The organism is Corynebacterium sp. AOP40-9SA-29, assembly GCF_052377405.1.
Classification (GTDB): domain Bacteria; phylum Actinomycetota; class Actinomycetes; order Mycobacteriales; family Mycobacteriaceae; genus Corynebacterium.
On record NZ_JBQSWR010000003.1, the window covers coordinates 108,856 to 131,405 of the forward strand.

22 protein-coding genes, 2 tRNA genes and 1 pseudogene are annotated in these 22,550 nt (G+C 66.8%); 20 read left to right on the forward strand and 5 right to left on the reverse strand.

Going from position 1 to position 22,550, the window contains the following annotated elements:
• The first annotated feature begins 34 nt into the window (after window positions 1-34).
• Window positions 35-538 (forward strand): acyl-CoA thioesterase, encoded by a 504-nt coding sequence (locus ACT3SZ_RS07140; RefSeq protein WP_444617811.1) that lies wholly within the window; start codon window positions 35-37, stop codon window positions 536-538.
• Between the two features lie 30 nt (window positions 539-568).
• On the forward strand, window positions 569-1,288 hold the full coding sequence (locus ACT3SZ_RS07145; RefSeq protein ID WP_444617813.1) for a hypothetical protein: 720 nt from the start codon (window positions 569-571) through the stop codon (window positions 1,286-1,288).
• A 21-nt stretch (window positions 1,289-1,309) separates the two neighbouring features.
• On the opposite strand, the gene ACT3SZ_RS07150 is transcribed toward ACT3SZ_RS07145, so the two are convergent.
• Together ACT3SZ_RS07150 and pepN are read right to left on the reverse strand one after the other, a co-directional pair.
• Window positions 1,310-1,699 carry a globin gene (locus ACT3SZ_RS07150; RefSeq protein ID WP_444617814.1) on the reverse strand — a complete coding sequence of 130 codons (390 nt, stop codon included), beginning with the start codon at window positions 1,697-1,699 and terminating at the stop codon, window positions 1,310-1,312.
• A 10-nt stretch (window positions 1,700-1,709) separates the two neighbouring features.
• Window positions 1,710-4,379 carry an aminopeptidase N gene (gene pepN / locus ACT3SZ_RS07155; protein ID WP_444617815.1) on the reverse strand — a complete coding sequence of 890 codons (2,670 nt, stop codon included), beginning with the start codon at window positions 4,377-4,379 and terminating at the stop codon, window positions 1,710-1,712.
• A 122-nt stretch (window positions 4,380-4,501) separates the two neighbouring features.
• Between pepN and ACT3SZ_RS07160 the strand changes: the two genes are divergently transcribed.
• The 4 genes from ACT3SZ_RS07160 to ACT3SZ_RS07175 all read left to right on the forward strand — a co-directional run bounded on the left by ACT3SZ_RS07160 (window position 4,502) and on the right by ACT3SZ_RS07175 (window position 6,464).
• The gene (locus ACT3SZ_RS07160; protein WP_444617816.1) at window positions 4,502-5,143 is read left to right on the forward strand and encodes a mycothiol-dependent nitroreductase Rv2466c family protein; all 642 of its coding nucleotides are present in this window, start codon (window positions 4,502-4,504) and stop codon (window positions 5,141-5,143) included.
• A gap of 185 nt (window positions 5,144-5,328) precedes the next feature.
• Window positions 5,329-5,553 (forward strand): hypothetical protein, encoded by a 225-nt coding sequence (locus tag ACT3SZ_RS07165; RefSeq protein WP_444617818.1) that lies wholly within the window; start codon window positions 5,329-5,331, stop codon window positions 5,551-5,553.
• Window positions 5,554-5,556: 3 nt separating this feature from the next.
• Window positions 5,557-5,787: a hypothetical protein gene (locus ACT3SZ_RS07170; RefSeq protein WP_444617819.1), complete on the forward strand. Its 231-nt coding sequence runs from the start codon at window positions 5,557-5,559 to the stop codon at window positions 5,785-5,787.
• A gap of 200 nt (window positions 5,788-5,987) precedes the next feature.
• Window positions 5,988-6,464: a ribose-5-phosphate isomerase gene (locus ACT3SZ_RS07175; RefSeq protein ID WP_444617821.1), complete on the forward strand. Its 477-nt coding sequence runs from the start codon at window positions 5,988-5,990 to the stop codon at window positions 6,462-6,464.
• 7 nt (window positions 6,465-6,471) lie between these two features.
• Here ACT3SZ_RS07175 and ACT3SZ_RS07180 read toward each other — a convergent pair whose 3' ends face one another.
• A complete protein-coding gene (locus ACT3SZ_RS07180) occupies window positions 6,472-6,729 on the reverse strand; it encodes a hypothetical protein (RefSeq protein ID WP_444617823.1) in 258 nt (85 codons plus the stop codon).
• Between the two features lie 263 nt (window positions 6,730-6,992).
• Here ACT3SZ_RS07180 and ACT3SZ_RS07185 point away from each other — a divergent pair, with 263 nt between their 5' ends.
• Window positions 6,993-8,753, forward strand: a complete 1,761-nt coding sequence (locus ACT3SZ_RS07185; protein ID WP_444617825.1) for a pyruvate dehydrogenase — start codon at window positions 6,993-6,995, stop codon at window positions 8,751-8,753.
• 145 nt (window positions 8,754-8,898) lie between these two features.
• Here the strand turns inward: ACT3SZ_RS07185 and ACT3SZ_RS07190 are convergent, their stop codons facing one another.
• Window positions 8,899-9,159: a hypothetical protein gene (locus tag ACT3SZ_RS07190; protein WP_444617826.1), complete on the reverse strand. Its 261-nt coding sequence runs from the start codon at window positions 9,157-9,159 to the stop codon at window positions 8,899-8,901.
• Between the two features lie 114 nt (window positions 9,160-9,273).
• On the opposite strand from ACT3SZ_RS07190, the pseudogene ACT3SZ_RS07195 reads away from it, so the two are divergent.
• Both ACT3SZ_RS07195 and ACT3SZ_RS07200 read left to right on the forward strand, forming a co-directional pair.
• Window positions 9,274-9,405, forward strand: a pseudogene (locus tag ACT3SZ_RS07195) (MerR family transcriptional regulator); the annotation flags it as partial.
• A 417-nt stretch (window positions 9,406-9,822) separates the two neighbouring features.
• Complete coding sequence (locus tag ACT3SZ_RS07200) at window positions 9,823-10,770, forward strand: iron-siderophore ABC transporter substrate-binding protein (RefSeq protein WP_444617827.1); 948 nt, start codon at window positions 9,823-9,825, stop codon at window positions 10,768-10,770.
• A gap of 274 nt (window positions 10,771-11,044) precedes the next feature.
• On the opposite strand, the gene ACT3SZ_RS07205 is transcribed toward ACT3SZ_RS07200, so the two are convergent.
• A tRNA-Gly gene (locus ACT3SZ_RS07205) sits at window positions 11,045-11,119 on the reverse strand.
• A gap of 206 nt (window positions 11,120-11,325) precedes the next feature.
• Here ACT3SZ_RS07205 and ACT3SZ_RS07210 point away from each other — a divergent pair.
• The 11 genes from ACT3SZ_RS07210 to ACT3SZ_RS07260 all read left to right on the forward strand — a co-directional run bounded on the left by ACT3SZ_RS07210 (window position 11,326) and on the right by ACT3SZ_RS07260 (window position 22,496).
• Window positions 11,326-11,399: transfer RNA gene (locus ACT3SZ_RS07210), tRNA-Pro, on the forward strand.
• Between the two features lie 242 nt (window positions 11,400-11,641).
• The gene (gene tig / locus ACT3SZ_RS07215; RefSeq protein ID WP_444617828.1) at window positions 11,642-13,036 is read left to right on the forward strand and encodes a trigger factor; all 1,395 of its coding nucleotides are present in this window, start codon (window positions 11,642-11,644) and stop codon (window positions 13,034-13,036) included.
• A 202-nt stretch (window positions 13,037-13,238) separates the two neighbouring features.
• Window positions 13,239-13,841: an ATP-dependent Clp protease proteolytic subunit gene (locus ACT3SZ_RS07220; RefSeq protein WP_444618061.1), complete on the forward strand. Its 603-nt coding sequence runs from the start codon at window positions 13,239-13,241 to the stop codon at window positions 13,839-13,841.
• 21 nt (window positions 13,842-13,862) lie between these two features.
• Entirely contained in the window at window positions 13,863-14,528 is a 666-nt protein-coding gene (locus tag ACT3SZ_RS07225; RefSeq protein WP_444618062.1) for an ATP-dependent Clp protease proteolytic subunit, read from the forward strand.
• 353 nt (window positions 14,529-14,881) lie between these two features.
• A complete protein-coding gene (pcaH, locus tag ACT3SZ_RS07230) occupies window positions 14,882-15,574 on the forward strand; it encodes a protocatechuate 3,4-dioxygenase subunit beta (protein ID WP_444617830.1) in 693 nt (230 codons plus the stop codon).
• A 22-nt stretch (window positions 15,575-15,596) separates the two neighbouring features.
• Window positions 15,597-16,292 (forward strand): protocatechuate 3,4-dioxygenase subunit alpha, encoded by a 696-nt coding sequence (gene pcaG, locus ACT3SZ_RS07235; protein WP_444617832.1) that lies wholly within the window; start codon window positions 15,597-15,599, stop codon window positions 16,290-16,292.
• A gap of 13 nt (window positions 16,293-16,305) precedes the next feature.
• Window positions 16,306-17,604, forward strand: coding sequence for a lyase family protein (locus ACT3SZ_RS07240; RefSeq protein ID WP_444617834.1), 1,299 nt, complete (start codon window positions 16,306-16,308; stop codon window positions 17,602-17,604).
• Entirely contained in the window at window positions 17,597-17,992 is a 396-nt protein-coding gene (gene pcaC / locus ACT3SZ_RS07245) for a 4-carboxymuconolactone decarboxylase (RefSeq protein ID WP_444617836.1), read from the forward strand. The genes ACT3SZ_RS07240 and pcaC overlap by 8 nt, the downstream gene beginning before the upstream one ends.
• Window positions 17,989-19,230, forward strand: a complete 1,242-nt coding sequence (locus ACT3SZ_RS07250) for a 4-hydroxybenzoate 3-monooxygenase (RefSeq protein WP_444617838.1) — start codon at window positions 17,989-17,991, stop codon at window positions 19,228-19,230. Before pcaC ends, ACT3SZ_RS07250 begins: the two co-directional genes overlap by 4 nt.
• A 3-nt stretch (window positions 19,231-19,233) precedes the next feature.
• The gene (locus ACT3SZ_RS07255; RefSeq protein WP_444617840.1) at window positions 19,234-20,589 is read left to right on the forward strand and encodes an MFS transporter; all 1,356 of its coding nucleotides are present in this window, start codon (window positions 19,234-19,236) and stop codon (window positions 20,587-20,589) included.
• Window positions 20,586-22,496, forward strand: coding sequence for a TIM barrel protein (locus ACT3SZ_RS07260; protein WP_444617842.1), 1,911 nt, complete (start codon window positions 20,586-20,588; stop codon window positions 22,494-22,496). The genes ACT3SZ_RS07255 and ACT3SZ_RS07260 overlap by 4 nt, the downstream gene beginning before the upstream one ends.
• The last annotated feature ends 54 nt before the right edge of the window (window positions 22,497-22,550 follow it).

Genomic DNA, 22,550 nt, shown 5'->3' on the forward strand with positions numbered 1-22,550 from the left:
GCTGAGGCCTCGCCCTCGTAAGGAGAAGACTTCGATGCCTTTCGTTGACCACGAGGCCACCGGTGCCCGCTACCACAGCACACGGGTGAACCTCCGATGGTCGGACTTCGACCAGTTCCAGCACGTCAACAATGCGGCGTATTTGGAGTTCTCGCAGGACGCGCGGATCGATTTCGTGCGCGACGTCCTCACGGAGATCGACATGTCGATCCCGGCGTTCGTTGTCCGGTGGGCGTCGGTGGACTACCAGAAGTCGGTGTCGTCCAGCGAGGTTGCGGTGGCGGTGGAGTCGTTCATCTTCCAGGTGGGCGTGAAGTCGTTCAAGATGCGCCAGTACATCCGTAATGCCCAGCATCGCCTCGTGGCGGTGGTGGACACGGTCAACGTGGGCGTGGACCCGATCTCGGGGAAGTCCCGGGAGTGGACGGAGCACGACCTGAAGGTCATCGACACCTTCCTCATCCCGTTGAACGAGGAGGAAGCCGCGGTCGACGGCACCCGCGACGGCGGCACCGTGGTTGGTGGCCGCCGGACGTAGCGCGGTGGGCCGGGGGTTACCCTGGCAGTCATGGTGCTCAACTTCCCCGGCTCCGCGCAGGACGCCCAGCTCACCCTGACCCTCACCCGCCCGGCGGACGTGCAGGCCGCCGCGCTGCGCCGCACGGCGGCCGTGGCGTCCCGCGTGTTGCGCATGGACACCGGCGCGATGGCGCGGGTGGTGCAGGTCGGCGACGAGATGTCGGACGTGATCTTCTCCACGCCGTTGGGGTGCATCGTCGCCGAGCGGATCCACGCGGTGCCCTCGGTGCCGGACGCGGTGGTGCTGGCTGAGCCGGTGCCGCGGCTGCTCGCCGGGGCGGTGGAGAGTCCCACGCGCGGGACGGTGAGCCTCGGCGGGGTGGTGTCGTTGCTGTGGACGGGGACCGCGCCGCCGGCGACGGGTTTCCGGTTGATTGATACGGTCCCGGCCGCCGATGTGCGCTCCCTGTTCGAGGGCATGCAGCGCGAGGCGGACGAGCATTCCGGGCCGGCAGGGTTGCCGCCGTCGCTGCTGGACCAGCCGTTGTTGAGCCTGACTAGCGATGCAGGTGCCGTGGAAATCGCCGGACGCGTCGTCGCCGCCTTAGGGGCACTGGGTCTGGTGGTGGAGCCGCGGCGCGACGACCTGCGCGCCCACGACCTGATCCGGGTGAGTGCGACGGGGTCGTGGATCCGTATCGACGCGCTGTTCGGCACCGCCTACGTGCCGCGCCCGGGCGGGCTGGCGCGCATCCCGTCGCCGCGCTAGCGGCGTCCTACCGCTTGTCTCTTAAAGCTTGTTGACGAGCATGTCCGCCACGCGGACCATGTGCTCCCACATCGCCGCGCGCGGGGCCTCGGGGAGGTCCTCGTCGCTGACGGTGTCCAGGGCCTTGCCCATCATCAGAAGCCAGCGCTCGCGGGCGGCGGCGTCGATGGGGAAGTGCATGTGGCGCATGCGCAGGCGCGGGTGGCCGCGCTGCTCGGTGAACGTCTGCGGCCCGCCCCAGTACTGCACGAGGAACCAGCGCAAGCGGTCCTCGGCACCGGCGAGGTCATCGGCGGGGTACATGGGCCCGAGGATGTCGTCGTCGGGGATCTGCCGGTAGAACTCGTGCACGATCCGGCGGAAGATCTCCTCGCCGCCGACGGCCTCGTAGAAGCTGCTGGGTTGAGTCATCAGCGTTCGATCAGCGTGCGTCGAAGGCCCGGGCCGTGGCGGCGCGGTCGGCGCGCGACAGGCCCTCGGACAGGACGCGGCGCAGGCCGGCGGGGGTGGACTCGTCGGCGGCGGTGGAGCGCAGGTCGTCGGCGACGTCCTCGTAGCCGGCCCAGGAGGGGAACAGCCCGTCGAGGGTGCGCAGCGCCATCTCGGACGAGAGGTTCTCCCACATCTCCACGGCACGCTGCACGTACTCCGGGCCGAAGGGGGAGAGCAGCTCGCCCTGGCCGACGTGGGTCAGACCGGCCATCATGAAGCGCAGTTCCAGGTTGCCGAGTTCGCTGCCGTTGAGGGTGATGGCGTTCCAGGCGTTGCGCTTGACCTCGATGTCGGGGCGGGCGATGCGCGCCTTCATGGCGTTCATGCGTCCGGACGACGACAGGTCGGCCTGCTCCTCGTCCTCGATGAGTTCGGCGGCGTCCTCGTCGGGCAGCACGTCGACGGCGCCGACGAGGGCGGTGATCAGGCGCCAGCGCAGGTCCTGGTCCACGGTGAAGCCGGGCAGCAGGTCGGTGGCGGAGACGTCGCCGATGCCGAGCAGCCCGGAGATCCAGACGGTCGACTCGGCGTCCTGCGCGGCGTTGGCGTAGGCGCGCACGAACGCCAGGCGTGCCTGGCCCTCGGTGCGTTCCGCGCCGGCGCGCAGTCCGGCGAGCAGCTGGGCGCGTCCTTCAGGACGCCACGACGGTGCCGTGTAGTTCTCGACGGCACCGATGGCCTGGGCGAGGATCTGCTCGAGCACGCCGAGCTGGGTCTCGGCCCAGGCACCGCGCACGACGAGGGCAACGAAGTCGCGGGCACGCATCTGGGCGTTGCGCGTCATCTGCCACGCCGCCGACCAGATCAGCGAGCGGGCCATCGGGTCGGCGATGCCGGCGATGTGCTCCACGGCGGTGGCCAGGGAGTCCTCGTCGAGGGCGAGGAAACCGTAGGCGAGGTCGTCGTCGTTGACGAGCACCAGGTCGGCCTTCTTCTCGCCGACGAGCTCGGGGACATCGGTGGACGCCCCGGCGACGTCGGTCTCCACGCGGCGGCGCAGGACGACCGAATCGTCCTGCAGGTCGTAGAGCCCCACCGCGAGGCGGTGGGTGCGGGTCTCGCCGTCGCCCGGGGCGGCGCCGGACTGGGTCACGGCGAAGGAGGAGTAGGCGCCGTCGGTGACGGCAGTCTCGGTGCCGAGGGTGTTGATGCCGGTGGTCTTGAGCCACTGGTCGGCCCAGTCGGACAGGTCGCGTCCGGAGGCCTTCTCCAGCGCGCCGAGCAGGTCGTCGAAGGTGGCGTTGCCGAAGGCGTGGTTGACGAAGTGCGCGCGGATGCCGGCGAAGAACGGCTCCAGGCCCACGTAGGCGGCGAGCTGCTTGAGCAGGGAGGCGCCCTTGGCGTAGGTGATGCCGTCGAAGTTGGCGTCGACCTCGACCAGGTCGTTGGCCCCGGAGAACACCGGGTGGGTCGAGGGAAGCTGGTCCTGCGCGTAGGCCCAGGACTTCTCCTTGTTCGCGAAGGTCACCCAGGCGGTGTCGTAGGACGTGGCGTGGGTCTGCGCCATTGCCGAGGACCAGGTGGCGAAGGACTCGTTGAGCCACAGGTCGTCCCACCAGCGCATGGTCACCAGGTCGCCGAACCACATGTGGGCGAGCTCGTGCAGGATCGTGTCCGCCCGACGCTCGTACTCGTAGTGGCTCGCCGCGGAGCGGAAGACGTACTCGTCGCGGATGGTCACGCAGCCGGCGTTCTCCATCGCGCCCATGTTGTACTCGGGGCAGAAGATCTGGTCGTACTTGTGGAACGGGTAGGCCACGCCGAAGTTCGCCGCGTAGTAGTCGAAGCCGGACTTGGTGACGTCGAACAGGACGTCGGCGTCGAGGTACTCGGCCAGCGACTGGCGCACGAACAGGCCCAGCGGCACGGTGATCTCGCCCTCGGGCACCAGGCGGGTGTCGGTGACTCCCTCAACCTCGGCGGTGGGGGTCAGTGACCCCGTCCACGAGTCGGTGACGTGGTACCAGGGGCCCACGCAGAAGGCGATGAGGTAGGTCGACAGCGGGTAGTCCACCACCGCGCGGTGGGAGGTCTCCCCGGTCTTCTCGCCGCCGGTGGTGGTGGTCTCCACGGAATTGTTGGTGACCACGGTCCACGTGGTCGGCGTGTGCACGGTGACCTCGTAGGTGGCCTTGATGTCCGGCTGGTCGAAGCAGGCGAAGACGCGCTTGGCGTCCGCCGCCTCGAACTGGGTGTACATGTACACCTCGCCGTCCGCCGGGTCGAGGAAACGGTGCAGCCCCTCGCCGGTGGTGGAGTACAAGGACTCCGCGACGATGGTCAGCTCGTGACGCCCCGCGCTCAGGTCGGTGAGCTGCAGGCCACGGGCCTCGTCGTAACGACCCTCCCCGTCCCCGGGCAGGGCCAGGGGCAGGATGTCGGTACCGTCCAGGTCGACGGTGGTGACCTCGTCGGCGCGCAGATCAATGAAGGTGGACCCAGCCGAAGTGGCGGTGAAGGTCACGGTGGTCACCGACGAGAACGTCTTGTGGTCCATGTCCCCGCCCTCGGTGAGGTCGAGGTCGATGGCGTAGTGGACGTCCGTGATCAGGTCCGACCGCTCGGCAGCCTCGGATCGGGTCAGGTTGGTTGAACTCATAAGGGACCACGATAGTCGGCGTGGACCGTCCTGTCTGGACGTGGGTCGGTTCGGGGGCGCGTATTCCGCGTATTCTCTGTGGGGCGATCAACGACATGCATGCCACACAAGGAGTTGCACACATGAGCACCAGCACCACACCGGTCACCCTGTACTTCGACGCGACCTGTCCCTTCGCCTGGGTGACCAGCCGGTGGATCAAGGAGGTCGAGGCGGTGCGCGACATCGACGTGACCTTCGCCCCGATGAGCCTGGCCGTGCTGAACGAGGGTAAGGACATTCCGGACGCCTACGCCGAGCGCATGACCGCGGCGTGGGGCCCCGCGCTCGTCGCGGCGGCCGTCTACACCCGCGAGCCGGAGAAGGTCGACGCACTCTACACCGCCCTGGGCACCCGCATTCACGACCAAGGGCAGGGAGGACGCACCGGCGACGGTGCCTACGACGACCTCATCGCCGAGGTCCTGGAGGAGGTCGGCCTGTCGGCCGATTACGCCGATGCCGCGCATTCGCGCGGCGACTCGCCGGACGCCTGGGAGCCGACGTTGCGCAGCTACCAGTCGACGGCGATCGCCAAGGTCGGCGACGACGTGGGCACGCCCGTCGTCGAGCTGGACGGACGGGCGTTCTTCGGCCCGGTGCTCACCCGGGTGCCGCGCTCGGAGGAGGCGGGGAAGATCTTCGACGCCGCGGTGACCCTGGGTAGCTACGAGCACTTCTTCGAGCTGAAGAAGTCCCGCACCGAGGACCCCAGCGCGGAATAAGTCGCCAGGGGGCCTGTTCTCAGGTACCCCCGGGGGTGGGGTGGTCTGGGGAACGTGTAGTGGTTAGCGTTCCTTGTGGATAGTATCTGCCGTATCGGCAGTTCACGGCGCGCCGCGGTGTCGTCCGGTGCCGAGTAGCTCTCCTCGTCCTTTCCGCACCACCACATACAAGGGGTAAGAACACCATGGGTTCACTTTCAGACTTCACCGACATCATCAGCGAGGTCCTGCAGATCACCCTCGGCCTGATCCGAGGCGATCTCACCGTGCTGAGCACCGAGGGCTCCCTCGAGGGTGTCTTCGACACCAGCAGCGAGTGGGACCTGACCGGGTCGCTGTCCGACATCACCGGCTCGCTGGCCGAGGGTGACGGCATCTCCGGTTCCCTGGGCGACGGCGCAGAGGGCTAGATCATGCCTACCGATGTCGGGTCCATCTGGGAGTTCATTCAGCTCATCACCGGAATCCTCGGCGGGGACAACTCCGTGCTGAGTACGGACGGCTCGTTGGCCGGTGACGAGACCGCCGGCGAGATCGGCGGCAGCCTCGTCGGCTCCATCGTCGGTTCGCTCGGTATCGAGGACGCGCTGCCGGAAAACTTGCCGCAACTGGTCGGTTCCCTGGGCGGGGAAGCCACTGACTGAGTGACATTTCCCCACCCCTCGCCGTAGCGCCATAGGGGAGGGGCCAAGATCGAGCGTGGGATGGCTGAATCATCGGGTTCAGCCATCCCACGCTCGATTTTGGCCCTTTGGCACACCTCGGGGAAGGGGGCGGTGCATTTCGGGGTGTAACTACCGGTGTTGTCCACTGTTCGGCCCCGCGGTCGGATAAGCTCAGGGCCATGCGTATTTACCTCGGTGCTGACCATGCCGGATTCGAGATGAAGAATGTCATCGCGGACCACCTCAAGGAGGAGGGGCACACCGTCATCGACTGTGGCGCCCATACCTTCGACCCTGAGGATGACTACCCCGCGTTCTGCATCGAAGCCGCGCGCAAGACCGTCGACGACAAGGGCTCCCTGGGCATCGTGCTCGGCGGCTCGGGCAATGGCGAGCAGATCGCCGCCAACAAGGTCGTCGGCGCCCGCTGTGCCCTGGCCTGGTCGGTGGAGACCGCCAAACTGGCTCGCGAGCACAACAACGCTCAGCTGATCGGTATCGGCGGGCGGATGCACTCCGAGGAGGAGATCCTCGACATCGTCGACGCCTTCATCTCTGAGTCCTGGTCGGGTGTGGACCGCCACCAGCGTCGTATCGAGATCCTCGACGCCTACGAGCAGACCGGGCAGACCCCGGGGATCCCGGACGCCAAGTAGTTAGAAGTCAGGACGGCGTCCGGCCGTCCTGTGTCTGATTCGGGGTCTTGCCCTCCTGGGCCCGGCGCTGGCGCCCGGCAGTCCAGTCTTTGACCTCCTGGGAGTCCCAGAGCGTCAGGCCGTGGTGTTTGGTGGCGGGCTCGGGGGCCCGGCCGCGACCCGCGTAGCTGGTGAAGGTGCCGCGGGACGTCCCGGCGTAGTCGGCGCACTCTGAGGCCGTCCACAGCTCGCGACCGCTGTCCGCGTCGATGATGGTGGGCTTCATGGACGCTTACGGTACTTTTCCTTTCACAATTGTGTGGCCTCAACGCCATTTCCGACCACCCATGTCGGGCAAAGGCGCTGTTGAGGTCATTCTTGCCTTGGGGGCGGCGGGCGACGGGGGTAACCGCAAGGCGGAACTTTAGTTATCCACACATGATCGTCCGCGGTAGGCGGGGTGATGAACCTCTCCGTGCAGGGTTGCGCGTACCGGCATAGTGTCGGAGAGGTAGTCAACGACAAATCTCATGTACAGGAGTGGCCCACATGGCTCGCAATTATGCCGAACAGCTCGTCGCAGCCCTGGAGGCTCAGGGCGTTCGTAGAATCTTCGGTCTCGTCGGAGACAGTCTCAACCCGGTGGTGGACGCGGTCAAGCGCAGCAGCATCGAGTGGTTCCACGTGCGCAATGAGGAGGCCGCCGCCTTCGCCGCGGGTGCGGAGTCCGAGGTCACCGGCAACCTCGCCGTCTGCGCCGGCTCCTGCGGTCCCGGCAATACCCACCTGGTGCAGGGGCTCTACGACTCGCACCGCAACGGCGCGAAGGTGCTGGCCATCGCCAGCCACATCCCCTCGCAGTTCATCGGGTCGCACTACTTCCAGGAGACCCACCCGGAGGCGCTCTTCGCCGAGTGCTCCGGCTACTGCGAGATGGTGAACTCCGCAGCGCAGGGTGCCACGATCCTGCACCACGCCCTCCAGTCGACGATGGCGGGCAACGGTGTCTCCGTCCTGGTCCTGCCGGGCGACATCGCCAGCGATGAGGCGGTGGACTCCCCGCAGCTGGAGTCGGCGATCGCCTCGGAGCGTCCTGCCGTGCACCCGGCCAAGAGCGAGCTCGTCGCACTCGCCGCGGCGATCAACAAGGCCGAGAAGATCACGATCTTCGGCGGCGCGGGTTGCAAGGATGCCCGCGAGGAGGTCTTCGCCCTGGCGGAGAAGATCAAGGCCCCGGTCGGCCACGCCTATGGCGGCAAGGAGTACCTGCACTACGACAACCCCTACGACGTGGGCATGTCGGGCCTGCTGGGCTACGGTGCCTGCTCGGAGGCCTTCGACGAGGCTGATCTGCTGATCCTGCTGGGCACGGACTTCCCGTACACGGAGTTCCTCCCGCGCGACACCGACACCGCGCAGGTCGACATCAAGGGCCGCAACATCGGACGCCGCACCACGGTGAAGTACCCGGTCACCGGTGACGTCGCCGCGACGATCGACGACCTGCTGCCGTTGCTCGACGCGAAGGACGACTCGTCCTTCCTGTCGTCGATGCTCGCTGCGCAGGAGAAGAACCTGCGCCACGTCATCGACGCCTACACGAAGAACATCGAGAAGCACGTCCCGCTGCACCCGGAGTACGTCTCCTACGTGCTCGACGAACTCGCCGACGACGACGCGGTCTTCACCGCCGACACCGGCATGTGCAATGTGTGGCACGCCCGCTATGTGACGCCGACCGCCAACCGCAAGCTGCTGGCGTCCTTCCGGCACGGGACGATGGCCAACGCCCTGCCGCAGGCTATCGGTGCCGCCGAAGCCGTGGAGGGCAAGCGTCAGGTTGTGGCGATGTGCGGCGACGGTGGCCTGGGCATGCTCATGGGTGAGTTGCTGACCCTGAAGCTGCACCAGGTGCCGCTCAAGGCGATCGTGTACAACAACTCCACCCTGGGCATGGTGAAGTTGGAGATGCTGGTGGCCGGCATGCCCGACTTCGGCACCGACCACGAGAAGGTCAACTACGCCGACATTGCCGAGGCGTGCGGTATCAAGTCCTTCCGCATCGAGGATCCGAAGGACGTCCGCCCGGTGCTCGCCGAGGCGCTCGCCTACGACGGCCCGGTGGTCGTCGACGTGGTCACCGACCCGAATGCGCTGTCCATCCCGCCGGAGATCTCCCTGGAGCAGGTCGCCGGGTTCGCCCGCGCGGCCACCCGCACGGTGCTCGAGGGCGGCGTGGGCAAGATGTTCACCATGGCGAAGTCGAACCTGCGCAACGTTCCGCGCCCGTCCGGCTTCAAGGGCCTGTAGGACGCTGTAGGACCCTGTAGGACGCAGTCAGCGCCCTCCGACGGTGGTCGGAGGGCGCTTTCGTGTGCATTCAGCTTGTTGCGCAGTGCCTCAGTACTGGCATAGAAATACCGAGGCCATTCCGGCGGCCCGGCAGACGTCCGAATCAGGCGTTACGTGCAGCGCGGGCACGGTTCTCAGCAAGGAGGGCGTGCACATCCTCATCCGTCATCCCGCCGGGGCGACGATTCAGGATGCGTTCAGCGGAAATCTGCATGTCCTCAGTGCTCAGGATGCGACCCTCCAACACTGAGGAGTGCACCGCGCGCACCACGCGCTTGGTATCGGCCTCACTCATGCCGGTGAACACCGTGGGGAACGCTTTACGGTAACCGTCAACGCCCTTCAACGTGTTGAAGTCAATCATGATCTCGACCTTCCTCCTTGATTGCGTACCCCTCCATTCGGCCGAGTCCATTCTACCAAGGATCCGCATGATGTGGAAGGATAAAACCGTCCACTACCTGCAAGTTCTTCCCACGTGACGGCCGGATTTCACGGTATCGCTGTCTGTCAGATCACCGGTATCAGCTATCGGCAGCTCGACTACTGGACGCGCACCGGACTGGAGACTACGTCGATCGCCAGTGCCTCCGGCTCTGGGTCCCGCCGCCAGCGCCGGATCTGGTCGTTGAGGTAGCCCGGGGAGATGTTCACAGCCGGGTCTGCACTCGGTGTGCGGAGCGGGGTGATTCACACACAGCCTGACAAAGAGGGGTGGGGCTGCATTCAAGGCTGGTGGTGGCTGGCGATGGACACCGCGTAGGCGGTCGTACTCCACGGATGGCCGCTTCGCCGGTGAGCATCCGTGCGGCTAGGACCATTCCCTGTCATGTATGGCAGCGATGACGGAAGCCGTCGTGGGGTGAGGCCACTCTGTGTAATCTACTTAGGCTAGTCACGCCTCATTTCTGACGTCCCAGGAGAAACAATGCCGGAACTACCTAGTTCGCAAACCGACTACCGATGTCGCGCTTCCAGAAACCCCAGGTCACGCGGTGCGAGCATCGTCGCAGCAGCATGTGCCGCAATGGCTCTGCTGGCTGGGTGTTCCAGCGGATCGGGAGACGCAGGGGATGCCGACAGTCCCTCCGACGGTACGGGGGCGTTCCCGGTAGAGATCGACCATGAATTTGGCTCCAGCACCATCGAGGCCGAGCCAGAACGGGTTGTCGCACTAGGAGTGACCGATGCCGACATCGTCCTGGCCCTGGGCGACGTGCCCGTAGCCAACGCCGGCTACACGTTCCTTGAAGGCGGGCTGGGTCCCTGGACTGATGACCTCGTCGAGGGGCACGAGATCAGCTACATCGAGTCCGATTCGGAGCCGAACCTCGAGCAGATCGCTGAGCTCGAGCCTGACCTGATCCTCGGGGTATCTGCAGGTTTCGACGGGGAGGTTTATGAGCAGCTGTCTCAGATCGCCCCGGTGGTAGCACGCCCCGCCGGCACGGCAGCTTATTCCGTGCCCCGCGAGACGGCTACCGAGCTCGTCGCGAAGTCTATAGGTCGCGAGGAGGAGGGTAAGAAGCTAAACGATGAGATTGAGGAGTTGTTGACCTCCGTCCGCGAGGAACACCCCGAATTTGAAGGGAAGACCGGGACCTCGATCCTGCCCTACGATGGCAAGTACGGTGCTTTTCTGCCCGGCGATGCTCGCGGCCAGTTCCTAGAGTCACTCGGCTTAACGCTGCCGGAGACGATTCGATCACAAGACGCAGGTGACAGTTTCTTCGTCGAGATCGCCCCAGAGAACATCGGCCAAGTCGACAGCGACCTGCTGCTGGTGCTCAGCGACGACGAGAACTTCGATCTCACTAGAGAGAATCCCTTGGCGAACAACCTCAGTGTTGTCAGAGACGACGCGGTGGTTGTCGCCACCATGGATGAACGCGGTGCAATTACCTACAACTCCGTCCTCTCCATTCCTTACGCCGTCGAGAAGCTGGTTCCCCGACTGGCGGACGCACTCACGTAGGGTCACTGCGCCCGTGGGGTCCGGGGACGCGTGTCCCCACGGTCGGCGCAATCTCTGCATTTCGGCCCGATTACTGCCAACGATCGGTCCGGAATGCAGAGATTGCGCCGGGCGGCAGAGGTGCTAGAGCCAACAGAGCCACCAGAGCCACCAGAGGTGCCAGGGGGCAGGGGGCACGTCCGAAGCGGACATGCGTCCTGACCACCACCCCGGAACAGTGGACCTGCAAGACGCGAAGAACCCCCTCCGACGCTGGTCGGAGGGGGTTTCTCTATGGAGGGAATGACGGGAATCGAACCCGCGTCTTCAGCTTGGAAGGCTGAGGTATTAGCCACTATACGACATTCCCGCTGTTGCGCTGACGACGATACACCACGGTAGCGACGAGCGGAAAACCGGCAGGCCCGGCGGTGGACGGAAGCCGCGCCGGCGCCACACGCACACCCCACGCCCCGTAACTGTGCCCCACTGTTGGCCGCGTTCTGCGCAACCCCGTAACATCGGCGCAAGCGCGTCTCCCCGGTGACTGCCCAGCAGTCGAGGCGAACGTGCGGACGGGATATGGCGCAGTTTGGTAGCGCACTCGCTTTGGGAGCGAGGGGTCGTGGGTTCAAATCCCGCTATCCCGACGGGAACGGATCGGAAGTCGGCTAGGTGCGACCCCGCTGACAACCGCCGTCGGCAACACGATAAAATCGTCAACGACCATTACCGGTGGCAGCCTCCGGCCGTCCTCGCCCTCCCTGTGGTCCGTCGTCAGGCGGGCCGGATACAGGTGGGGTGGTGGGACCCGGAGGTGACGCGGACGGAACGATCCCGTGGCCCACCGGCCGCAAGTACACAGACCAAGAACACACAGGAGTGTGCATCCGTGAAGAGCTCCGTTGAACAGCTGAGTGCCACCCGCGCCAAGCTCACCGTCGAGGTTCCCTTCGAGGAACTGAAGCCTGAGTTCGACAGCGCCTACAAGTCCCTCGCCCAGCAGGTCAGCCTGCCCGGTTTCCGCAAGGGCAAGGTGCCGGCGAAGATCCTCGAGGCCCGTCTGGGCCGCGGGTCGATCCTCAATGAGGTTCTCAACGAGATGCTGCCGAGCCGCTACAGCCAGGCCGTCGAGGAGAACGACGTCAAGGCCCTCGGCCAGCCCGAGATCGACATCGCCGAGCTCGAGGACAACGACCACGTCACCTTCACCGCCGAGGTCGACGTCCGCCCCGAGATCGAGGTGCCGGACTTCGCCGACCTCTCCGTCGAGGTTGACGCGCTCGAGGCCGACGAAGAGTCCGTCGAGTCCGAGCTGACCAACCTGCGCGCCCGCTTCGGCACCCTCAAGGCCGTCGAGCGCGCCGTGCAGGACGGCGACTTCGTCTCCATCGACCTCGACGCCAGCGTCGACGGCGAGACCGTCGACGAGGCGTCCTCCGAGGGCCTGTCCTACGAGGTCGGCACCGCCTCCCTCGTCGAGGGCCTGGACGCCGCCCTGACCGGCCTCTCCGAGGGCGAGTCCAAGGAGTTCACCACCACGCTGGTTGCCGGCGAGCACGCTGACAGCGAGGCTCAGGCCACCGTGACCGTCAAGTCGGTCAAGGAGCGCGAGCTCCCGGAGCTGGACGACGACTTCGCCCAGCTGGCTTCCGAGTTCGACACCCTCGATGAGCTGAAGGACTCCCTGAAGTCCCAGGTCGAGGAGCAGCTCAAGGGCCAGCAGGCCGCCGCAATCCGCGACAAGGTCCTGGAGGCCGCCCTCGAGAAGACCGAGGTCGCCCTGCCGGAGTCCGTCGTCAAGGAGCAGGTCGACGGTCAGATCCAGCAGCTGGTGAGCCAGTTCGGTGGTGACGAGGCTGTCTTCGAGCAGATGCTCGCCGCTCAGGACATCACCCGCGAGAAGTTCGAGGAGGACGCCCGCGAGGGTGCCGAGGACTCCGTGCGGACCCAGCTGTTCCTGGACGCCCTGGCTGACATCGAGAAGCCGGAGGTCTCCCAGCAGGAGCTCACCGACCACATTCTGTTCACGGCACAGCGCTACGGCATGGACCCGAACCAGTTCGTGATGCAGCTGCAGCAGTCCGGCCAGATCGCGAACCTGTTCGCCGATGTGCGCCGCGGCAAGGCTCTGGCCATCAACATCTGCAAGGTCACCGTCGCCGACGACAAGGGCACCTCCATCGACCCGAAGGACTACTTCGGTGAGGAGGCTGACCTCAACGAGTCGGCCGACGCCGAGGCTGAGGTCGTCGAGGCTGAGACCGAGGAGAAGTCCGACAACTGAGTCGGTCCCACCTCGGGAAATGAACCGCCGCACTGCTGACCTCCGGGTCGGCGGGGCGGCGGTTTTTCGTGCCACAGCACCCCGACCGTGCGCTGTCAGCGAACAGGGCCCCAGAGAGGGGCGTAGCACCATGCTGTTGACTAGTCTGGTGCACAGTCCAACACGTGAACTTGAGCGAGGAGCATAAGTGAACACTAACGACATGTCTGCCGGTCAGGCGCTGCGCCAGGCGCAGATGGCCTCTACCGCGGGGATGAACCTCAACGACTCGGTGTTCGAGCGTCTGTTGCGCGAGCGGATCATCTTCCTGGGTACCCAGGTCGATGACGAGATCGCCAACAAGCTCTGCGCGCAGATCCTGCTGCTCAGTGCGGAGGATCCCGAGCGGGACATCTCGCTGTACATCAACTCGCCCGGTGGCTCGGTCACCGCCGGTATGGCGATCTTCGACACGATGCAGTTCGCACCGTGCGACGTCTCCACTTACGGCATGGGCCTGGCGGCGTCGATGGGGCAGTTCCTGCTGTCCGCCGGCACGAAGGGCAAGCGGTTCGCGCTGCCCCACGCCCGGATCATGATGCACCAGCCGTCCGCCGGCGTCGGTGGTACGGCCGCGGATATCGCCATCCAGGCCGAGCAGTTCGCCCAGACCAAGCGCGAGATGGCCGAGTTGATTGCCGAGCACACCGGCCAGCCGCTGGAGCAGATCCAGAAGGACTCGGACCGTGACCGCTGGTTCACCGCCCAGCAGGCACTGGAGTACGGGTTCGTGGACCGCGTGATCAGCTCGGCGAAGGAGCAGTAAGCAGAGATGGAAAGCAACAACATGAACGGTTTCACCCACGCCAGCGAACTCACCGGCCAGGTTTCGGGCGGGCAGATGCCCACCTCGCGTTATATCCTGCCGTCCTTCGTCGAGCACTCCTCCTTCGGCGCCAAGGAGTCCAACCCGTACAACAAGCTCTTCGAGGAGCGCATCATCTTCCTGGGCACCCAGGTTGACGATGCCTCGGCGAACGACATCATGGCGCAGCTTCTCGTCCTGGAGGGGCTCGACCCCGACCGGGACATCACGATGTACATCAACTCGCCCGGTGGTTCCTTCACCGCGCTGATGGCCATCTACGACACGATGCAGTACGTGCGCCCGGACATCGTGACCGTCTGCCTCGGCCAGGCTGCTTCCGCTGCGGCGGTCCTGCTGGCTGCGGGTACGAAGGGTAAGCGCGCGGCGCTGCCGAACTCGCGTGTGCTGATCCACCAGCCGGCCACCCAGGGGACCCAGGGTCAGGTCTCCGACCTGCAGATCCAGGCGGACGAGATCGAGCGTATGCGTCGTCTGATGGAGTCCACGCTGGCCCGTCACACCGGCCAGTCCGAGGAGCAGGTCCGTAAGGACACCGACCGCGACAAGTTCCTCACCGCCGAGGGTGCCAAGGAGTACGGCATCATCGACCAGGTCTTTGAGTACCGCAAGCTCTCTACCCAGTAAGAACGGGTAGGACGCTGCGGCAAAGCCGCAGGACGCCGCGGGGACGCGCTGCGCCGGATCACGATTCCGGCGGGGTGCGTCCTCGCGGTTTTTGTGTGCGCGGGGGCGGGTGCGCGTGCGCGGTGCGCGCCCAAACAGGACGCCGATAGTGCTGTCGACACGACCTTCTCTAACCCTGATACACACCCCTGGGTGACCCCCGATAGTTCACAGACGTGAAAGAAACCGCTGTACACGGGCCTGCTATTGCCGCAGGAAAGTTCACCCTGCGAACGACTTTGCGCGTAGCGCACCGGCGGATACCGTGAGACGCACATCACGTTCACCGCTATCCCGCAGAAGGGGTCACGCCCATGGTTCCGATCAGTAACGTCTCCGTCGACGGCAGTTTCGCACCGCTGCACTTCCCGGAGTACCGCACCACGGTGCTCCGCAACCCGAACAACGACCTGCTGATGGTCCCCGAGCGTCTGGGGGAGACCTCCGGCCCCGTCTTCGGCGATGGTGCCCTTGGCGCCGAGGACAATGACATGACCAAGGCCAACGGGGGAGAGGCCATCGGTCAGCGCATCTTCGTGCACGGCCGCGTGCTCGGCTCGGACGGCAAGCCGGTGCCGGACACCCTCATCGAGGCATGGCAGGCCAACTCCGCCGGACGCTACCGCCACAAGAACGACTCCTGGCCCGCCCCGCTGGACCCGCACTTCAACGGTGTGGCGCGCACGATGACCGACAAGAACGGCGTCTACAGCTTCTACACCGTGCAGCCCGGCGCCTACCCGTGGGGCAACCACAGCAATGCCTGGCGTCCGGCGCACATCCACTTCTCGCTGTTCGGTCGTCAGTTCGCCGAGCGCCTGGTCACCCAGATGTACTTCCCGGGCGACCCGATGTTCTTCCAGGATCCGATCTACAACTCCGTGCCGGAGGGTTCCCGCGAGCGCATGATCGCCGCCTTCGACTACGACGAGACCCGCGAGAACTTCGCCCTGGGCTTCAAGTTCGACATCGTGCTGCGCGGGCGCGACGCCACCCACTTCGAGTAGTTCGAGTAGAAGGAGAAGATCGATGATCGACAGTGACCCGAAGGGCCAGTTCCGCTACCCGGTTCCCGCCGTCCGCGACCAGGACGACGCACCGTTCGGCATCATGCCCTCGCAGACGGTCGGCCCGTACGTACATATCGGACTGACCACTCCCGGCGCGGAGAACATGGTCGACGAGGACGCGATGTCTTTTGCCGCCGGCGAGATCGTGGAGGTGACCTTTTCGGTCACCGATGGTGCCGGGCACCGCGTGAAGGACGCCATGATCGAACTGTGGCAGGCCGATTCCCAGGGCATCTACCCCTCTCCGTTGGACGCACGGTCCGACGAGGGGTCGCTCAAGGGCTGGAATCCGCTGCTCGGCGCGGGTGTGGGCCGGGGCATGGCCAATGACGACGGTGAGGTCACCTTCCGCACCCGCCGTCCCGGCGCGACTCCGGCAGCAGCCGAAGGAGCAGGAGAAGAAGATACAGCTACCGAGGCCCCGCACCTCAAGGTGAGCGTCTTCGCCCGCGGCATCCTGGAGCGTCTCTACACCCGCGCCTACTTCCCCGCGGAGGGGGACTCCGACCTCGCCACCGACCCGGTGCTCGCCGTGGTGCCGGAGGATCGCCGTTCCCGCCTGGTGATGGAGCAGGTGGGGGAGGACTCCTACCGCATGGACATCGTCCTGCAGCACGAGGATGCCACCGCCGAGACCCCCTTCTTCCGTGTTTAAGACGGAAACAGACATGGCGAGCACCCGCACCCTCTACAGTGACATCGCCTCCGGCGACACCACTGCCGCCGATGCCGTGTCGGACGCCGCGTTCGTCGCGCGCATGGTCGACGTCGAGGCCGCCCTCGCGCATGCGACGGGCGACGCCGGCCTCGTCGACCCCGAAACGGCCGAGGCCACTGCCGACCTCATCTCCTCCACCACCTTTGACGGTGCCGCACTGAGCACACTGGCCGAGGACTCCATTGCCGGTGGCAACCCGGCGATTCCGCTGGTGAAGCGGCTGAAGGCTGCGGTCACGGACGCCGGGCTCGAGACCGCGGCGGTGCACCGTGGGGCGACGAGTCAGGACATCATCGACTCCGCTCTGGTGCTGTGCGTGCGCGATGCCGGTGCGGCGATCCTGGCCACCGCCGCCGACCTCACCGACGACCTCGCCGAGCTGGCGGGCACCCACCGTGACACCCCGGTGATTGGTAGGACGCTCGGTCAGCAGGCGGTGCCGACGACCTTCGGCGTCATCGCCGCGGGCTGGCTGCGCCAGACCGACGCTGCGGCGTCGGCGGTGCGCGGCGCTCTGAGCGTCCTGCCCGTGCAGTACGCCGGGGCGGCAGGCAACCTGGCATCCACCGCGCCGAATGGTCTGAGCGTGCACGATGCGCTGGCCACGCGCCTGGACCTGGCGTCCTCCCCGCTGGTGTGGCATACCGACCGACTGCCGTTGGTGCAGGTGGCTACCGCGCTGGCGGCGCTGGCCGGCTCGGTGCGCAAGATCGCCGGCGATGTCATCGTGTTCTCCGCCACCGAGGTCGGGGAGTTGCGCGAGGCCTCGCCCGGGGGCTCCTCGGCGATGCCGCACAAAGCCAATCCGGCCGCCGCCGTCGCCGCCGACGGATACGCCCGACGCACCCCGGCGCTGGCTGCCACCATGCTCGACGCCATGGACCAGCGCATGCAGCGCGCCACCGGCGCCTGGCACGCCGAGTGGCAGACACTGCGCGACCTCGTCGCCGCCACCGCCGGTGCGGTCACCCGCACCCGCGCCAGCATCGACGGGATCACCGTGGACACCGCGGCGATGCGCCGCAATCTCGAGCTCACCGGCGGGGCGGTGCTCGCCGAGGCGTTGGGACGCTACGTCCCGCGCGCCGAGGTCGACGCCGCCGTCGCCGAGGGCACGCTGCGCGAACTGATGGACAAGGCCCGGACCGAACACGGTTTCAGCACCGACCCGGGGGACCACACCGGGCACGTCAGCGACATCGTCGACGCCGTGCTCAACAACAGGAAAGGCAGCACCCACCATGGCTGACGACTACCAGGCAGGACGCGACGCCGCGCACGCGAGGGGCATGGCCAACCGCCGCGCCGTCCTCGGCGACGAGCACGTGGACCGCTCGATTGAGAAGAAGACCCCGGTCACCGAGAAGTTCCAGGACTTCATCACCCGCACCGCCTGGGGTGATGTGTGGGAACGCCCCGGATTGGACCACACCCAGCGCCGGCTGCTGACCATCGCCGTACTCACCGGCGTGGGCAACGACGGCGAACTCGACATGCACATCCGCTCTGCCCTGCGCGCCGGAGTGGACGCCGACACCATCGGCGAGGTGCTGCTGCACACCGCCGTCTACGCCGGCGTGCCGAACTCCAACCACGGGTTCTCCCTGCTCAACGCCGCCGTGCAGGACCTGGCGTGAGGACGCAGGTCGCCATCATCGGCGCCGGTCCGGCGGGGTTGACCCTGTCGCACCTGCTGCACCTCCACGGGGTGGAGTCGGTGGTGCTGGAGTCGCGTTCGCGCACTGAGGTGGAGACCACGGTGCGCGCCGGGATCCTGGAACAGGGCACCCTGGAGCTGATGCGCCGCACCGGCGTGGCAGAGCGCATGGAGCGCGAGGCCGACATCGACGAGGGCATCGAGATCTCCGTGCAGGGGGAGCGCACCCGCATCGCGTTGACCGAGCTGACCGGGCACACCGTGGCGGTGTACCCGCAGCACGAGTACCTCACCGACCTCGTCGCCCGGCGTCTCGCCGACGGCGGCGCGGTGCTCTTCGACACCACCGTCGACGCCGTCGAGGGGATCGAATCCGCTGCCTCTACTACCTCCACTGAGGGGCCCGTGGTCGTCGACTACACCGACGGCGCAGGATGCCACGGCCAACTGCGCGCGGACTACGTCGTGGCCGCCGACGGGTCCGGCTCGCCGCACCGCGCGAGCGTCACGGCGTCCGGCGCGTCCGGCGTTTCTGGCACAGCCGGCACGTCCGGCTCAGGCCGGCACCGCCACGAGTACCCCTATGCGTGGTTCGGTGTGCTGGTCAACGCGCCGAAGACGCAGAAGGAGCTCATCTACGCCACCCACCCGGAGGGTTTCGCGCTGATCTCCACCCGCTCGGAGACCGTGCAGCGCTACTACCTGCAGTGCGACCCGTCCGACACGGTGGCCGACTGGTCGGACGCCCGGATCTGGGAGGCGCTGCACACCCGCGCGGACTCCCCGGACCTGCAGGTCAGTGAGGGGGAGATCTTCGACAAGGCGGTGCTGCGCTTCCGCTCGGCGGTGACCGAACCCATGCAACGCGGCCGCCTGCTGCTCGCCGGCGACGCCGCCCACACCGTCCCGCCCACCGGGGCCAAGGGCATGAACCTCGCCATCGCCGACGTCGCCGTGCTCGCTCCCGCGCTTGTGCGCGCGCTGCGCGGCGACCCGGGCCTGCTCGCCGACTACTCCGATATCGTCCTGCCGCGCGTGTGGCGGGCCCAGCACTTCTCCTGGTGGATGTCGTCGATGCTGCACCAGACGCCGGACGCCACGACCTTCGAGTCGCGGCGGCGTCTGGCCGAATTGTCCTGCGTCCTGTCTTCCGAGGCGGGACGCCGTTACCTGGCCGAACAGTACGTCGGCCGCGATCTTCCCGAATTCGAGGTCTGAGACGTGAACACCGTGAACACAAAAACACGATCCACCGCCGTCGTCACCGTCCTGTGCTGGATTGCCGTCCTGCTCGACGGTTTCGACCTGGTGGTCCTGGGGACCACGCTGCCGTCGATGCTCGACGACCCCGGCTGGGACCTCACCGGTGCCCAGGCCACCCAGATCAGCACCATCGGCCTGGTCGGCATGACCATCGGCGCGCTGGTCATCGGGTTCCTCACCGACAAGCTCGGACGCCGCCGCGTGCTGATCAGCGCGGTGTTCCTGTTCTCGGTGTTCACCCTGTTCCTGGCGTTCACCACGAACGTCGCCTGGTTCTCGCTGTGGCGCTTCCTCGCCGGGGCGGGCCTCGGCGGCGCGCTGCCGACGGCGATCTCCCTGGTCACCGAGTTCCGTTCCGGACGCAAGGCTGGTTCGGCGTCGACCACGCTGATGACCGGGTACCACGTGGGCGCGGTGCTGACCGCCCTGCTGGGCATGTTCCTCATCGACGCCGCCGGCTGGCACGCGATGTTCATCGCCGGGTCCGTGCCGGGTCTGATCCTGGCCCCGGCGCTGTTCCTGCTGCTGCCGGAATCCCCGGCGTACCTGCGCATCACCGGTCGCGTGGCGGAAGCCGAGGCGATCGAAGCGTCCTACGGGCTGCAGGTCGACACCGAGATGGACACCCTGCAGGCGCAGGAGGAGGGCGAGAATTCCGGCGGCATCCGCGCGCTGCTGCAGCCGACCTTCCGGCTCAACACCATCGCGATCTGGGGCACCTCGTTCATGGGCCTGCTGCTGGTCTACGGGCTGAACACCTGGCTGCCGCAGATCATGCGCGAGGCCGACTACGACCTGGGCAACTCCCTGGCCTTCCTCATGGTGCTCAACGTCGGCGCCGTGGTGGGCCTGTTCATCGCCGGACGCGTGTCGGACGTGCAGTCCCCGCGGCGCACCGCCCTGTTCTGGTTCCTGCTCTCGGCGGTCTTCCTGGCGCTTCTGGCCATCCGCCTGCCGCTGGCGGGGCTGTACGTGATCGTATTCCTCACCGGTGTGTTCGTGTTCAGTTCCCAGGTGCTGATCTACGCCTTCGTCGGCGAGAACCACCCGTCCTCGGTGCGCGCGACGGCCATGGGCTTCTCCGCGGGCATCGGACGCCTCGGCGCGATCTCTGGGCCGCTGCTCGGTGGCGTGATGGTCACCGCCGGCATCGCCTACCCGTGGGGCTTCTTCGCCTTCGCGCTGGTCGGCCTGCTCGGCTTCGCGATCTTCTCGTTCTCCCGTACGCTGCGCCCGTCCACCCTCGCCGCGGTGGAGAAGGACAGCACCGATAGCGCCAATAGCACCGACCTCACCGAAGGAGCATCCCGATGAGAACGTCCATCGCCACCGTGTGCCTGTCCGGCACCCTCGCCGAGAAGCTGCGCGCCGCCGCCGATGCCGGCTACGACGGCGTGGAGATCTTCGAGCAGGATTTGGTCGTCTCCCCGCACTCCCCGGAGCAGATCCGGGCCCGCGGTGAGGAACTGGGTTTGAGTTTCGACCTCTACCAGCCCTTCCGTGACCTCGACGGCGTCGGCGAGGAGCAGTTCGTCGATAACCTGCGGCGCCTGGAGGCGAAGTTCGCCATCATGCAGCGCCTGGGCATTGAGATGATCCTGATCTGCTCGAACGTCGGCTCGGCCACCATTGACGATGACGAGGTCTGTGCCGAGCAGCTCCGTCGTGCCGGCGAACTCGCCGCCGGCTACGGCATCCGCCTGGCCTATGAGGCGCTGGCCTGGGGGAAGTACGTCAATACCTACCGCCATGCCCAGCGCATCGTGGATCTGGCCGATCATCCGAACGTGGGCACCTGTCTGGACAGTTTCCACATCCTTTCGCGCGGCGACGACCCGTCCGGCATCCCCGACATCACCGACGGCAAGATCTTCTTCGTGCAATTGGCGGACGCTCCGGCCCGCGACATGGACCTGCTGTCCTGGTCGCGTCACCACCGCGTATTCCCCGGGGAGGGCGACTTCGATCTGGTGGAGTTCCTGCGGCTGCTCACCGTCGCCGGCTACGACGGCCCGGTGTCGCTGGAGATCTTCAACGACTCCTTCCGCCAAGCCAACGTGGCACGCACCGCCGTGGACGGGCTGCGTTCGCTGCGCTGGCTGGAGGACCAGGTGTACCGCGAACTCGACGCCAGTGACGAGGACGCCGAGCAAGCCGCGAGCTACCCGGTCGGCCTGACCCCGTTGCCGGAGGCCACGGTCCCGGACGCCTATAGCTTCGTGGAGCTGCACACCGGGCGACTCGGGGATCTCACCAAACTGCTGCACCAGCTCGGCTTCGTGCTCGGCGGCTATCACCGCAGCAAGGAGGAGTTCCAGGTGTGGGTCCAGGGCGAGGCACGCATCGTGGTGCGCGACCTGGGGCCCACCGGCAGCGACACGGTAATCGACAGCTTCGGGGTGGACGTTGTTGGCGCAGGACGCTCCGCGGCGCGCGCCGTGGCGCTGTCCGCGCAGCCGATCGAGCGGCAGCGTCGTGCCGACGAAGCCGACATCCACGGGGTGTACACGCCCGACGGCACCGGCATCTTCTTCTGTGAGGCTCCCGCTCAGGCCGACGGCGTGCCGGTGTGGGCCGAGGAGTTCGGCCTGATCGGGGAGGACGTGGCCGGCATCGCCGCGGTCACCGACGCCCGCTCGCGGGTCACCGGTGTCGACCACGTGGGCCTGGCACAACGCTGGCACCGCCACGACGAGGCCGCCCTGTACTTCACCTCCGTGCTGGGCCTGCGCGCCCACACCCCGGACGCGGTGCCGAGCCCGGCGGGCTATGTGCACTCGCGGGTGATGTCCGCGCCCGACGGCGACTTCTCGCTGACCCTCAACGTCGCGCCTGAAGGCAGCGAGCAGGGAGACTTCCTCGCAGCGTCCTACCCGGAGCACGTCACCCTGCAGGTGACCGGCATCGTCGAGCTGGCGCGCCGGGCGCGGCGGCGCGGCCTGGAGATGCTGCCGGTGCCGGATAACTACTACGACGACCTCGTCGCCCGGTTCAACCTGGACGAGGACACCGTGGCCGAGTTGCGCGAGTGCAATGTGCTCTATGACCGCGACGACCACGGCGAGTACCTGCGGTTCTATACCGGCACATTGGGCACGATGTTTTTCGAGCTCGTTGAACGCCGCGGCGATTACGCCGGCCACGGGGTGGACAACACCCCGGTGCGTCTGGCCGCGCAGTACCGGGTGATGCGTGATGCCGCCCGCGGCATCCCCAGCTAAGACACCACCCACCGACAACGCACCACCGACAACACACCACCAGAGAGAAGGTTT